The sequence below is a fragment of the Persephonella sp. genome, assembly GCF_027023985.1.
In the GTDB taxonomy this organism is placed as follows: domain Bacteria; phylum Aquificota; class Aquificia; order Aquificales; family Hydrogenothermaceae; genus Persephonella_A.
Genome location: NZ_JALVTW010000033.1, coordinates 41314 through 54402, shown reverse-complemented (window position 1 = coordinate 54402; position 13089 = coordinate 41314). Strand labels below are relative to the sequence as shown.

At 34.0% G+C, this 13089-nt stretch carries 13 protein-coding genes and 1 tRNA gene; 10 read left to right on the top strand and 4 right to left on the bottom strand.

The features are described 5' to 3' along the window. Positions 1 to 54 precede the first annotated feature (54 nt). The 6 genes from MVE07_RS08445 to MVE07_RS08420 all read left to right on the top strand — a co-directional run bounded on the left by MVE07_RS08445 (position 55) and on the right by MVE07_RS08420 (position 4985). A complete protein-coding gene (locus MVE07_RS08445) occupies positions 55 to 1080 on the top strand; it encodes an outer membrane beta-barrel protein (RefSeq protein ID WP_297456282.1) in 1026 nt (341 codons plus the stop codon). 48 nt (positions 1081 to 1128) lie between these two features. Then, positions 1129 to 1320, top strand: coding sequence for a hypothetical protein (locus MVE07_RS08440; RefSeq protein WP_297456280.1), 192 nt, complete (start codon positions 1129 to 1131; stop codon positions 1318 to 1320). Positions 1321 to 1546: 226 nt separating this feature from the next. After that, the gene (locus MVE07_RS08435) at positions 1547 to 2740 is read left to right on the top strand and encodes an outer membrane beta-barrel protein (RefSeq protein WP_297456278.1); all 1194 of its coding nucleotides are present in this window, start codon (positions 1547 to 1549) and stop codon (positions 2738 to 2740) included. 118 nt (positions 2741 to 2858) lie between these two features. Further along, positions 2859 to 3359: a hypothetical protein gene (locus MVE07_RS08430; protein WP_297456276.1), complete on the top strand. Its 501-nt coding sequence runs from the start codon at positions 2859 to 2861 to the stop codon at positions 3357 to 3359. A 10-nt stretch (positions 3360 to 3369) separates the two neighbouring features. Then, positions 3370 to 4341, top strand: a complete 972-nt coding sequence (locus MVE07_RS08425) for a CCA tRNA nucleotidyltransferase (protein WP_297456274.1) — start codon at positions 3370 to 3372, stop codon at positions 4339 to 4341. Further along, on the top strand, positions 4338 to 4985 hold the full coding sequence (locus tag MVE07_RS08420; RefSeq protein ID WP_297456272.1) for an HD domain-containing protein: 648 nt from the start codon (positions 4338 to 4340) through the stop codon (positions 4983 to 4985). The genes MVE07_RS08425 and MVE07_RS08420 overlap by 4 nt, the downstream gene beginning before the upstream one ends. On the opposite strand, the gene mnmA is transcribed toward MVE07_RS08420, so the two are convergent. The 4 genes from mnmA to MVE07_RS08400 are packed head-to-tail and all read right to left on the bottom strand — an operon-like array spanning position 4962 to position 10089. Then, positions 4962 to 6023, bottom strand: coding sequence for a tRNA 2-thiouridine(34) synthase MnmA (gene mnmA / locus MVE07_RS08415; protein WP_297456270.1), 1062 nt, complete (start codon positions 6021 to 6023; stop codon positions 4962 to 4964). The two genes, MVE07_RS08420 and mnmA, sit on opposite strands and share 24 nt — an antisense overlap. Continuing rightward, a complete protein-coding gene (locus MVE07_RS08410) occupies positions 6023 to 7234 on the bottom strand; it encodes a type II secretion system F family protein (RefSeq protein WP_297456268.1) in 1212 nt (403 codons plus the stop codon). Before MVE07_RS08410 ends, mnmA begins: the two co-directional genes overlap by 1 nt. A 12-nt stretch (positions 7235 to 7246) precedes the next feature. After that, positions 7247 to 8332, bottom strand: a complete 1086-nt coding sequence (locus tag MVE07_RS08405) for a type IV pilus twitching motility protein PilT (protein WP_297456266.1) — start codon at positions 8330 to 8332, stop codon at positions 7247 to 7249. Positions 8333 to 8352: 20 nt separating this feature from the next. Continuing rightward, positions 8353 to 10089, bottom strand: a complete 1737-nt coding sequence (locus MVE07_RS08400) for an ATPase, T2SS/T4P/T4SS family (RefSeq protein ID WP_297456264.1) — start codon at positions 10087 to 10089, stop codon at positions 8353 to 8355. A 91-nt stretch (positions 10090 to 10180) separates the two neighbouring features. Between MVE07_RS08400 and accC the strand changes: the two genes are divergently transcribed. The 4 genes from accC to MVE07_RS08380 all read left to right on the top strand — a co-directional run bounded on the left by accC (position 10181) and on the right by MVE07_RS08380 (position 13081). Continuing rightward, positions 10181 to 11542 (top strand): acetyl-CoA carboxylase biotin carboxylase subunit, encoded by a 1362-nt coding sequence (accC, locus tag MVE07_RS08395; RefSeq protein WP_297456262.1) that lies wholly within the window; start codon positions 10181 to 10183, stop codon positions 11540 to 11542. Beyond that, positions 11539 to 12177, top strand: a complete 639-nt coding sequence (locus tag MVE07_RS08390) for an MBL fold metallo-hydrolase (RefSeq protein WP_297456260.1) — start codon at positions 11539 to 11541, stop codon at positions 12175 to 12177. Before accC ends, MVE07_RS08390 begins: the two co-directional genes overlap by 4 nt. Beyond that, positions 12171 to 13025 (top strand): deoxyribonuclease IV, encoded by an 855-nt coding sequence (locus tag MVE07_RS08385; RefSeq protein WP_297456258.1) that lies wholly within the window; start codon positions 12171 to 12173, stop codon positions 13023 to 13025. The genes MVE07_RS08390 and MVE07_RS08385 overlap by 7 nt, the downstream gene beginning before the upstream one ends. After that, a tRNA-Arg gene (locus MVE07_RS08380) sits at positions 13008 to 13081 on the top strand. Before MVE07_RS08385 ends, MVE07_RS08380 begins: the two co-directional genes overlap by 18 nt. Positions 13082 to 13089 lie beyond the last annotated feature (8 nt).

Here is a 13089-nt window from a genome sequence, read left to right as displayed (position 1 = left end):
TTAGATTAAAAATGTGCTAATATTGGCTAATAAAAACTTAAAGGAGGTTACAGTATGAAAAAAGCATTAAGTTTAGTGGCAGCAGGATTACTTGCAGCAGGTGCTGCGCAGGCTGGAACTCTTACAGTTGCTAACTCTGATATTGAAATGACAGGAGGTGTAACAGCGGGTTATTTCTATGCAACAAATAATGGGAAGAATCAAAATAATGATTATTTTACAGTTTCTTCTTTTGCAATTGATTTAACTTCAAAAATGAACTCTACAATTGGCTTTACTGTAGGTTTTGGTGCAAGTGGACAACCGGATATCTTAGATGAGACATTACCTCCTTCTCCTGAATTTGATGTTGAATATGCATGGGTTAGTATAAGACCAATTGAAGGGTTAACTATAGATGCGGGAAAACTTACTACAAATATTGGATATGAATTGTATCATACTTATGATAATCCTAACTATCTTTTTGGTGCAGTTTGGTATGGGCAACCTTTCGTTTATCCTGGAGCAAGAGTGACTTACTCTATTATGGATGGAATTGACATTTACGCTGAGTATACTCAGCAAAGTGAAGATACCGTTAGTGCCATAAACGGAGTATTGCCTTCTGATGCTTTTGCTATAGGTTCTATTGGTTCTATAGCGGGTTTTAACTATGCTGTTTCTTATTTTGACTATTCTGCTTTCAAAAACCTTGTTGATGTAGTTCTCAGCACAGAAGTTGCAGGTATTGAACTTGGAACAAATATTGATTATCAATGGTTAGATGACACAGCGAAAAAGTCTGGAAAGGATGATTCTGCTTACGGTATAGCTCTCTATGCATCTGCAAAAATGGATGTTTTTGAAATTCCAGTAAGAATTGAATACGTAAATGATGGAACAAGTGGAATATATAGTGTTGCCGGTGATGATGCATGGACTTTCACGATCACACCAACATGGAAACCAACTAAAAACACATTCCTCAGAGCAGAATTCTCTTACATCTCAACTGACAAAAAAGGTTTCCAAGATGATAATGGAAACAAAAAAGACAATAGAACAGTTATGGGTGTAGAAGCTGGATTCGTATTCTAAATTTTCCAAAGGGGCGAAAGCCCCTTTTTTCTTTAATGGAGAAAGCTAATGGGTCAAGTATATAATCCAAATGATTTCTTGTGTCAAATATGCGCATATAAATCTTGCCTTCATAAAAACAAAGGTAGAAATATAATTCGACGAAAAGTTCTTCAGATGAAGAAAAAATCATCAAATAATGTTTCTATCAAAGAAGAAAAAATTTTTAATTTTTGCAAAAGTGCAGAAGAGGAAAAATAAATTTTACATTGATTTTTTTCTTTCATATCTTTTCCATCAAGAAATATCAATACTTCCCCAAATATTATGAATGTTTCCTAATTTTGGCATAAATATTGTTTCCTTCTAAAATTAAAGGAAAATGTATTTGTTACGAAAATTAAACAAATAATATATTAGAATAGACATATGAATTAAAATTTGGTATAAAATTTATGAAAAAAATCATATTTAAGGAGGTTACGACATGAAAAAAGTATTAGGTTTAGCAGCAGCAGGATTACTTGCAGCAGGTGCTGCACAGGCTGGAACTCTTACAGTTGCTAACTCTGACATTGTTCTCTATGGTGGAGTATCAGCTTCTTACGACTGGCAGGACAATGATTTTGCTCTATCAAACTTTGGAAATGATGGCAATAACGATAATTTCCACGTATCTACATTTGCTATCGGATTAATGAAAAAAGCTGATGCAAACAGCCCAATCGGATTTAATGCAGCTTTCGCAAGCTTCGAAGTTCCAACATTAGTAGCATCTTCAGCAGTTGTAAATGGAGATAATTCTTTAAATAGTGGCAAAGGACAAAGACTTCTTAAATGGGGAAAAACAACAGATTTTAAACCATGGCTTGCTTATGTAACAATTGCTCCAATTGAAGGTCTTTCTATTGATGCAGGACTTCTCTGGAACAAATTCGGTGAAGCTCCATTAACAATTCTCAATAGAAACTATACAAGAGGTATCCTCTTTACAGGACACCCTGTTCTTTATGCTGGAGCAAGAGCCAACTATGATGCAGGAATTGCTCAAGTTTATGTAGGATACAATCAAGGAGGAGGATTGTTACAAGGTAAAAGTAATGATGTTTTAGGCTATGGTATTTCAGATGCTTTCGAAGCTGGTATTTCTTTCAATCTGTCAGATTTTGTAGGTTTCGGTTCAAAAGTAGGATTACACACATATAACGAAGCAGAAGGAAGAAATCTCTATGTTCTCTGCACAAACTTTGACTTTGGAATTGTAAAGGCAGGACTTGAGGCTGATTATACAACTCTTGATGATGCTGCAAAAAGATCTGCCACAGGAACCAAAAATCCGTTAGGAAGTGATTCTAAAGCAGATGATTCTGCATGGGGTGTAGCTCTTAATATTGACGTAGATTTCCTTGATGCTCAAATTGCTAATGTAACTTTCCCAATTAGAATTGAATATGTAGATAACGGAGATTCAAGCGATAATAACGGTAGTGGAATCTATCTCACAGGTAAAAACAGTGCATGGTCATTTACAATTACACCAACATGGAAACCAACTAAAAACACATTTGCAAGACTTGAAGCTGCTTACATTTCAACAGATAAAAAAGTTTTCGTAAACGACAGCGGAAAAGCTAAAGACAACAGAACAGTTTTAGCTTTCGAAGCTGGATTCCTCTTCTAAGGAATTCATTCTATAAATCTTCTTCTCAAGCCCCCGTTAATGGGGGCTTTTTTATTTGCAAAATCTCATTACATTCCATAAAATTAAAGTAAATTGTGGAATTTATTTGAGGTAATTGATGAGAAAAGTTTTATTTTCTCTTTTTTTAACTTTAGGTTTATTTGGATTTTCTTTTGCAGAAAACAAAAATGTAAAAATAACCAATGAAATGATTTATCAAAAACTCATTGATATAGACAAAAGACTAACTATCCTTGAAACTCAGTTTAGAGATTTTAAAGAAGAAACTAATAAAAGATTTGAGCAAATAGACAAACGATTTGAAGATATTAACAAACGTTTTGAGGATATTAACAGACGATTTGAGGATATTAATAAGCGTTTTGACCATTTTATTCAGTTTCTATGGATTATAACTGGAATCTTTACAACTTTAACTGTTTTTGTAATAGGGTTTGCTTACTGGGACAGAAGGACAATTATAAAAAGAGCTAAAGATGAAACCCTTGAGGAACTTCAAAAAGAAGAAAAATTAAGAGAATTGTATCAGGCTTTAAAACAATTAGCCAAAAAAGACCCTGAGCTTGCCAAAATATTAAAACAATTTAATATTCTCTAAAGGAAATCAAATGCTTGGAATAGAAAAACTACTTGAGAAAATTCTTCATAGACAGAATATTCCCAAAGACCAACGGGAAGAATTTGATTTAGATATAAAAACAAAGTATGTTCATGGACTTTTATTCTATAACTCTTATTTTGACCAGGTAGCAAAAGCTCTTGGAAAAGATACGGTCTGTCTTATAGTTGGAGGCTGGATAAGAGATAGACTGTTAAACAGACCTATTAAAAATAAAGTTGATGTTGATTTTATTGTAACAACAGACCCGTTTGAGATAGTAAAAAAACTAAAAAATATCCTTGGTAAAGGAGATATATTCTCTTTTGAAAAAGAAAAAGATGTAGCTACTATAATTTTCTATGAAGGGCAGACCCGCTATAGATTTGATTTCTCTTATATGGATATCTCTGATATTATGTCAAATCCCCAGCTGGACTTTTATGATAAGGAAAAAGAAATAATAGAGCGGGTTAATCAGGATTTACTCCAGAGAGATTTTACAATTAATGCAATGGCAATTGTTTTTGATGATGCTTTGGGTATGGGTGCTTCCCAAACGGTTCTATTTGATCCATCCGGTGGTCTTGAAGATCTTCAGACAGGAATAATAAGGCCTGTTTCATATGAAAATATACAAAAAGACCCTGTAAGAATATTCAGAGGTTTTAGAATTGCCCAGCAGCTTGATTTTGAGTTAGATAAAGAATACGAAAAATGGGTTAAGAAAAATAAGGAATTAGTTAAAAACTCCCCGGTTGAAAGGATAAGAGATGAAATTTTAAAAATTTTTGAAGGGGAAGATAGCTACAAAACAATTGAAAAACTAATATCAGCCGGAATATTTCAGCAAATTGTTCCTGAAATAAATGAAATGATAAAGATCAAAAATCAAGGAGAATTTCATAAATATCCCTTGCTGGAGCATTCTTTAAAAACAGTTGAGTATATGGAAGAATTTTTAAAAAAAAAGAGTTATTGAAAAATAGTATCCCTAAATCATTTTTAGAAAAATTAGGTAAACAGGAATTTTTTACAGAATTTAATGATATTACTCTTTTAAAATTTACAGCTTTCTTTCATGATATTGGAAAAATATACACAACCAAACAAAAATTTAAGGAACATGATATAAAAGGCAAGGAAATCATTTTGAACTCAATAAATAGAGAGCTATCCCTTGGAAAAAAAGCATCAGAATTCATTGGAAATCTTGTTGGTTCTCATCTGGAAATATTTAGATTATTAGCTTTGAAAGAAGCAGATAACCTGACTAATAAAGAGCTAAATTTTTTCTGGTTCAGGAACAAAAGTTTAATTCCTCACCTTTTTATCCTTACCTATGCAGATGCCTATGCCACCTCTGAAAATAAGGAATATCTTAAAAAACTTGAACTTTTTGTGATTTTTCTCCAGGAATATTATTTTGATATTTATACTAAAGAAGTTATAGAGCAACCTTTGTTAAATGGAAAAGAAATTATGGAAATTTTGAATATAAAACCTTCCCCAATTGTTGGAAAAATTAAAGAAGAACTGCAAAAAAAGCAGGTAGAAGGAAAAATAAAAACTAAAGAGCAGGCAATAGAGTTTATAAAGGAACTATACTATAACACCACCGCCTAACAGTTTGTCATTTGTATATATAGCCAGAATTTGTCCCGGTGCAAATTTCGGTTGTGGAGTTTTGAAGTAAAATCTAAATTTGTTATTTCCTTTTTCTACTTTTTTTATTTCTACGGGTTTTTGCTTATATCTTCCTTGAACTAAAATTTCTTTTTCAAATAAAAAGTCTTCCGGAACAAATAAATTGATATTTCCTGCCCCAACATAATCAGTTAAAAGTTTGTCTTTTGTCCCTACAATCAATGAATTTGTTTTTATATCTTTGTCTAAAACATAAAGAGGTTCTTTCCATGCAACCCCAAGACCTCTTCTCTGGCCTATAGTGTAGTGGGATAAACCTTTATGTTTACCAACTTTTTCTCCTGTATCAAGCAAAATATCCCCGGCAGTATTTATATTTAATCCAAGCTGGTCTATATATTCTCCGGGAGTCTTTCCAGCCGTAAAGCATATTTCAAAGCTTTCAGATTTTTGAGCTACAGGAATTTTATATTTTTGAGCTATTTGCCTGACTTCTTCTTTTGTTTTATCTGTTAAAGGAAAGATAAGATAATCTAAGATTTCCTTTTCTAAAAGAGCCATAAAGTAAGACTGGTCTTTTTTAATATCTTTACCTCTTTTGATTACTTTATGTCCTTCTATATCAGAAATTCCTAAATAATGTCCTGTAGCAAGATAATCAACGCCTAGAACATCAACTGCATATTTTGCAAGAAGACCTGTTTTTACTTCCCGGTTACATATAGAGCATGGATTTGGAGTTTTACCTTTTTTATACTCATCTAAAAAATAATTAATCACTTTTTTATGAAAAATATCTTCCCAATCTAAAACATAATGCTCTATACCTAAAAACTGAGATACTTTTTTTGCATCTTTGACATCTTGTGGGGAACAGCATATCTGTGTATCTGTTTCGCATACTACGGAAGATAATTTTAAGGTAATTCCTATAACGTCGTATCCTTTTTCTTTAAGCAAAAGGGCGGACACTGAAGAATCCACCCCACCACTTAATGCAACTGCAACTTTTTTCATTATGATTGAATAAGTTCACCCATTTTGAATATTGGTAGATAAAGAGCTATAAGAATGGCACCTACAATAATTCCTATAAATACAATAAGTAATGGTTCTATAGTTGAAATTAATGCTTCCACTGATCTGTCAACTTCATCCTCAAAGAAATTTGCAATAGTATCCAGCATCTCATCAAGTCTACCTGTATCTTCACCCACTCTCACCATGGCGATTAATATAGGCGGGAAAATTTTTGGGTCAAGGGATTTATATATCTCCTGACCTTTTTCTACTTTATCTTTCGCTTCAAGAATAGCTTTTTCTACAACAACGTTTCCTGCAACAGATGCCGAAATTTCAAGGGAACGCATAATAGGAACACCACCTGCAATAAGTGTTGCAAGTGTTCTTGCAAATTTTGCTATAGCACCTTTTAGAAATATATTTCCAAGAAGGGGGAGTTTAAGGAATAATCTATGATAGAACTCTTTACCGGCTTTTGTGCTGTATATAAATTTATTTAATATAATTATTCCAATAATTACACCTATAATTATCAAAATATTATTTTTGAGAGTATTACTTATATCGATCAGTAGTTGTGTAAGAAATGGAAGTTGCCCTCCCATGCTTGCATATAGATTGGCAAATGTCGGAACAATAAAAGTTAAAATTCCCAAAACAATAACAGTTGCTATAACAACAACCATTGCAGGATACCAGGAAGCACTTATAATTTTTCTTTTAATTGCAGCAATTTTTTCATAATATTGGGTTGCTCTTTGAAGAATAACATCCAAATTACCTGATTCTTCTGCAGCTTCTATTAAATTCACGAGAAATTCAGGAAAAACTTTTGGATGTTTAGCCATTGCTTTTGAAAGAGACATACCTGCAACAACATCTTCCTTTACTTCTTTTAGAGCTTCTCTAAGAGTTTTATTTGGCATCTGCTCTGCCAAAATTTCAAGTGCTTCAGCAATACCAACACCGGCAGCAATCATAGCGCCTAACTGCCGTGTAAATAAAGCAAGGTCTTTTTCTTTTACTTTTGGCTTAAATATATCGATTTCAAAAGAAAACTTTTTTTGTGGGATTAACTGTAGTTTTATATCTTCAAATCCTTGTTTCTCTAACTCTATTTGTGCTGCCCCTGCATCAGGAGCATAAATAACATCCTCCCTTCTGACACCATATTTGTCCCTTGCTATATATTTGAACTTTGGCATCTATTTCCCCCTCTACTTCAGAGTTTTTAATAATCTTTCGAGTTCTTGTGGCTCAGGAGATACTTTCATTCCATCTTCTTCTGTAATTAGTCCTTCTTTGATCGCCCGTAAAATTGACTGGTTCATTGTTTGCATACCTGTTCCAACTTGTCCAGACTGCATAAGCCCATATATTTGGTGAATTTTATTTTCTCTAATAAGGTTTCTTATACCTGTTGTTGGTATTAAAACTTCATGTATAAGGACTCTCCCACCTCCGATTCTTGGTAGAATCCTTTGTGATATTACACCCTGTAAAACAAAACTTAACTCTGTTCTAATCTGTTCCTGTTCATTTTCAGGGAAAACGTTGATGATACGGTTTATTGTTTGAATTGCTGTATTTGTGTGTAATGTTGCAAATACAAGGTGACCTGTTTCAGCGGCTGTAAGTGCAGCTCTGATTGTTTCTAAGTCCCTCATTTCACCAACCAGAATAACGTCTGGGTCTTCCCTTAAAGCATATTTCAGTGCTATGGCAAAGCTGGAAGTATCATTACCGACTTCCCTTTGTGCAACAAGTGATTTTTTATGTGGGAATAGATATTCTATTGGATCTTCAATTGTAATTATGTGATAAGGATAATTTGTATTTATATAATCTATCATTGAGGCAAGGGTTGTAGTTTTACCTGATCCTGTTGGCCCTGTAACAAGCACTAATCCCATACTTTTATGACATAAACCTTTTACAGAGGGAATAAGTCCTAACTCTTCCATAGGCTTTATTTCATAAGGTATTCTTCTTAAAGCAGCAGCAACACTACCCCTTTGTCTATAAACGTTTACCCTAAATCTACCAACCCCTTTAATTCCGATGGAAAAGTCAACCTCATTCTTTTCTTCAAATGTCCGCCTTTGCTTTTCATTCATAATAGAGTAAATAAATTTTTGGGTATCTTTTGGGTACATAACAGGATATTCAGATAGATAAGTTATTTTTCCATCTATCCTGATAGTTGGAGGTGCTCCCGCTGTTATGTGTATATCGGTAGCATCTTTGTCTATAGCAACCCTTGCTATTTCATCAATTGTGAATGCAAGTTTTTCTTGCTCCATAATATATCTCCTTAAAAAATTTATTTAACTAAAACCCTTTCTACTTCTGCAATATCTGTTATTCCTCGTTTTACTTTTAAAAGGGCATTTTGATATAGGGTTCTCATTCCATTTTTTATCGCAAGCTCTTTAAGCTGTGTTGCATTAGCTCCAGATAAAATAGCTTTTCTGATATTATCGTCAATTTCCAGTATTTCATGAACAGCAGTTCTACCTTTATAACCGGTTTTATTGCAACGGTCACAACCTCCCGGCTTATGAACAAAAAATGTTCCTTCTTCTACGTCTTTTTCAGATAATCCCAATCCTGTCCAGAACTCTTTCGGATATGTAGCAGGCTGTTTACAGTAATTACATAATTTTCTGACAAGCCTCTGGGCAATTATCATATTTACAGCTGTTCCAACAAGGAAACTTTCAACTCCTATATCTATTAATCTTGTTATAGAAGATGGAGCATCGTTTGTGTGTAATGTGGAGAATACAAGGTGACCTGTTAATGCTGCTTTAATTGATATTTCAGCCGTTTCTCTGTCCCTTATCTCTCCAACCAGTATAATATCCGGGTCTTGTCTAAGGAAAGATCTTAAAGCTTCTGCAAAAGTTAATCCTATATGTTCTTTGATTTGAACCTGATTAATTCCTGGAATAGATACTTCAACAGGATCCTCTGCTGTTGATATGTTTACATCATCTGTATTCCTTTCCATTAATGCAGTGTATAAAGTTGTAGTTTTACCTGACCCTGTTGGTCCTGTAACTAAGACCATTCCCCAAGGACTATAGATAGCTTTTCTGATTTTTTCAAGGTCATCCGGTTCAAAACCAAGATCTTCTAATTTTAATCCCAGATACGATTGGGCATCCTGAATACGCATAACTACTTTTTCACCATAAACTGTAGGAATGATAGATACCCTTAAATCAATAGGTTTTCTATCTATTTTTACTCTAATTCTTCCATCTTGGGGTAACCTCTTTTCTGCAATATCCAGATTCGCCATTATTTTGTATCTGGCAACTAAAGCATCTTTTATACTGGCAGGAAGTTTTTGAACTGTTCGGAGAATACCATCAATCCTATATCTTACCCTTAATTCTTTTTCAAAGGGTTCTATATGAATATCAGATGCACCCTGTCGGACTGCGTTTACTATAAAAAGTCTGGAGGCTTTAACTATCGGTGCTTCTTCTGCTTCAGCTATTGCCTCGTTTACATTTATTTCTTCTTCCCTTTGATATTCTTCTTCTACATCTGCATCGAGGCCTATATTATCGAGAATTTCTGTAGGAGATGCCATTCTACTGAAATTTTCAAGAAGAGATTGAATCTCTGAATAAGTTGCAACGAGGATCTCAATGTTTTTAATTCCTAAAAATTTAAGATAATGAATTATTTCTTTATCTATTGGATTAAATGCTGCAATTGAAAGTTGATTTTTATCTTTATCATAAAAAACAGGAGCGAATTTTTTCTTCAACATGTAATTATAGGTAATATTTGACATTATTGATTCATCTACATCAATATTCATATTAGGGTCAAAAGGCTTTAGATTTAAAAAATTAACGAAAAATTCCTTTATCTTTTTTTCATCAGCTATTTTACTTTCAACAAGATAGGTTAAAATATCTGTGAAATCTTTTCCTTCTATATTGGGATTATTCCGAACTTTTTCTGCAGGAACTATTCCTTGGGATACCATTAAACGAAGAAATGTTAATTTCCTTCTACTTTTAAAATCTACATCTCCCATCTTATATCCTTATAATTTTAGTGTTATCCGCCAATTATTATATAATATTTAGGAAATTTAACAGAAAAAGCTATAGTGTAGGAGAAAAGTATTGTTAAAACTGGACAATATCAAAAGAATCCTGATAGCAAACAGAGGAGAAATCGCAGTTAGAGCAATAAGAGCAATAAGGGAATTAGGTGGTGAAAGCATAGCAATATATTCTGAGGCTGATAAAGACTCAATGCATGTTAAACTCGCAGATTATGCGATATGTATAGGGAAAGCCCCTTCAGATAAAAGTTATCTAAATATTCCGGCTATTTTGTCGGCAATAGAGATATCTTATGCAGATGCTGTTTATCCGGGATATGGATTTCTTGCTGAAAATCCAAATTTTGCAGCATTATTAGAAAGAGCAAACATAAAATTTATAGGTCCCCGTTCAGAAACTATTCGTTTAACAGGAGATAAAGCAGAAGCCAGAAAAGCAGCGCAGGAGGCAGATGTTCCAATAATTCCCGGAAGTCCACCGGTAAACACTTTAAAAGATGCACTTGAGGTTGCAGATAAGATTGGATATCCAGTTTTACTGAAAGCTGCTGCTGGTGGTGGTGGTAGGGGAATGAGGGTAGTTCATTCACCGCAAGAGTTATCACGACTATTACCTGTAGCACAGAGGGAAGCTGAAGCAAATTTTGGAGATAGTAGAGTTTATATAGAAAAGTTTATTCAGAATCCTAAACATATAGAAATTCAAATTCTCGCAGATGAACATGGAAATGTTGTTTACATAGGTGACAGGGAATGTTCTATTCAGAGAAGGCATCAAAAGCTTTTAGAAGAATCTCCATCACCATTCATAACTCCAGAAGTTCGTAAGAAAATGGGTGAAGCTGCTGTCCGATTTGCGAAACATGTAGGATTTACCGGTGCCGGAACCGTTGAATTTATAGTTGATGAAAATATGAATTTTTATTTTATAGAAATGAACGGTCGTATTCAGGTTGAACACCCTGTTTCTGAAATGACATCTGGGATTGACCTTGTTGCATGGCAGATGCTTGTGGCTGATGGTAAAAAACTTTCTTTTACACAGGAAGATATAAAGCAGCAAGGCCATGCAATAGAGTTTAGAATAAATGCAGAAGACCCTGAGACTTTTGTTCCAAATCCCGGGACTATAGAAGAGCTATACCTTCCAGGTGGTTTTGGGGTAAGGGTGGATACTCATATATACAAAGGATATAAAATACCTCCTTATTACGACTCTCTAATTGCAAAAATTATTGTTTATGGTAAGAACAGAGAAGAAGCCATAGTAAGAGGGAAAAGAGCATTAAAAGAGCTTATTGTAGAAGGTATTAAAACCACAAAAGATTTCCATCTTAAAATATTAGAAGATAAGGATTTTCTTTCAGGAAAATACACCACCGCCCTTGTTGATAAAAAATATCTGGGAATTAGAGAATGATAAAAATCCTGACTGTTGGTCCCCTTGAGGAAAATACAATAATTATTGCTGATGAATCTACAGGAGAAGCTGTTGTTGTAGACCCTGGGTCTGAAGGCCAAAGAATAGAAAAAGAGCTTGAAAAATACAAGCTTAGATATATACTTGCTACCCATGGCCATTTAGACCATGTTGGACAGGTAGGATATTTGAAAACCAAATATAATGTTCCTTTTTTAATGAATGAAAAAGATATATTTTTAATCAATAATGATATCTTTCCTGGTTTTGCTCAGATGGTAGAAGCAGTTCAATGCCCTGAACCTGACAAAACCATAAAGGAAGAGAATATTATTTCTTTTGGAAAATTTTCCCTAAAAGTAATTGCAACTCCCGGGCATACACCGGGAAGCGTATGTTTTTACGATGAAAAGAACAAGTTCATAATTACAGGTGATACCTTGTTCAAAGGTAGTATAGGTAGAACAGATTTACCCGGTGGAAATCCTGAAGATATGGTTAAATCACTTGAGAAATTGAAACAATTACCGGATGATGTAAAGGTTTATCCGGGACATGGTGAACCAACCACAATAGGCGCTGAGAAAAAAACAAATCCGTATATAACAGGCGTATTTAGGGTAAGAACATGGTAAAAATCGGAACTCATGTATCATCTGCAAAATCTTTAGATTTGGTTTTTGATAGAGGTAAAGAAATAGGAGCAGATACAATACAATTTTTTGTATCTTCTCCACGTTCATGGGCCTGGAAGGAAAGAACAGAAGAAGAAAAAACTTTATTTTTGCAAAAAAGAGAAGAAACAGGTATACAACCTGTTGTTGTTCATGCTTCTTATCTTTTTAACCTTGCTTCTGCAGATGAAAATCTCAGAAAAAAATCTATTAATGGTGTGATAAATGAGTTGAAACTGTGCGAAGAGCTTAGAATAGATTACTATGTGATACATGCAGGTAAGGCAAAAGGGCAACCTGAAGAACAAGCTATACAAAATATAATAGAAAGTCTAAAGATAGTATTTTCTGAAGTGCAGCTGAAAAACACCACCTTTCTCTTTGAAACTCTTGCTGGCCAGAAAGGAGAAATAGGAAAAACAACAGACGAGATAGTAGCACTTATGGAGCCTTTTCCTAACATAAAAACAGGTGTGTGTCTTGATACCTGCCATCTATACTCGGCTGGATACAAAATAAATGAGGAAGAAAAGTTTTTTGAATATAAAGAAGAACTAAAAGAGAAAATCGGACTTGAAAAAGTAAAAGTAATCCATTGTAATGATTCAAAAACACCTTTCAACTCCCGTAGAGATAGACATGAGCACATTGGAGAAGGTTCTATCGGTTTAAAAGGATTTGAATTATTTCTAAATGATGAATATTTTAAAAATCTTCCATTTATACTGGAAACACCGAAAGAAGGAGATTGGGATTTAATAAATATGGAAAGATTAAAAAATCTTATAAAAGCGCCCGTAGCTCAGTAGGATAGAGCACCGGTTTCCGGGGCTGGGGGTCGCAGGTTCAAATCCTGCCGGGCGCACTTAAGGG

Bases quoted from the DNA above. Each gene is read 5' to 3' on its own strand.
- MVE07_RS08425 (WP_297456274.1), top strand. From the start codon at position 3,370: ATGCTTGGAATAGAAAAACTACTTGAGAAAATTCTTCATAGACAGAAT.
- MVE07_RS08410 (WP_297456268.1), bottom strand. From the start codon at position 7,234: ATGCCAAAGTTCAAATATATAGCAAGGGACAAATATGGTGTCAGAAGG.
- mnmA (WP_297456270.1), bottom strand. From the start codon at position 6,023: ATGAAAAAAGTTGCAGTTGCATTAAGTGGTGGGGTGGATTCTTCAGTG.
- MVE07_RS08390 (WP_297456260.1), top strand. From the start codon at position 11,539: ATGATAAAAATCCTGACTGTTGGTCCCCTTGAGGAAAATACAATAATT.
- MVE07_RS08435 (WP_297456278.1), top strand. From the start codon at position 1,547: ATGAAAAAAGTATTAGGTTTAGCAGCAGCAGGATTACTTGCAGCAGGT.
- MVE07_RS08445 (WP_297456282.1), top strand. From the start codon at position 55: ATGAAAAAAGCATTAAGTTTAGTGGCAGCAGGATTACTTGCAGCAGGT.
- MVE07_RS08430 (WP_297456276.1), top strand. From the start codon at position 2,859: ATGAGAAAAGTTTTATTTTCTCTTTTTTTAACTTTAGGTTTATTTGGA.
- MVE07_RS08400 (WP_297456264.1), bottom strand. From the start codon at position 10,089: ATGGGAGATGTAGATTTTAAAAGTAGAAGGAAATTAACATTTCTTCGT.
- MVE07_RS08385 (WP_297456258.1), top strand. From the start codon at position 12,171: ATGGTAAAAATCGGAACTCATGTATCATCTGCAAAATCTTTAGATTTG.
- MVE07_RS08440 (WP_297456280.1), top strand. From the start codon at position 1,129: ATGGGTCAAGTATATAATCCAAATGATTTCTTGTGTCAAATATGCGCA.
- MVE07_RS08405 (WP_297456266.1), bottom strand. From the start codon at position 8,332: ATGGAGCAAGAAAAACTTGCATTCACAATTGATGAAATAGCAAGGGTT.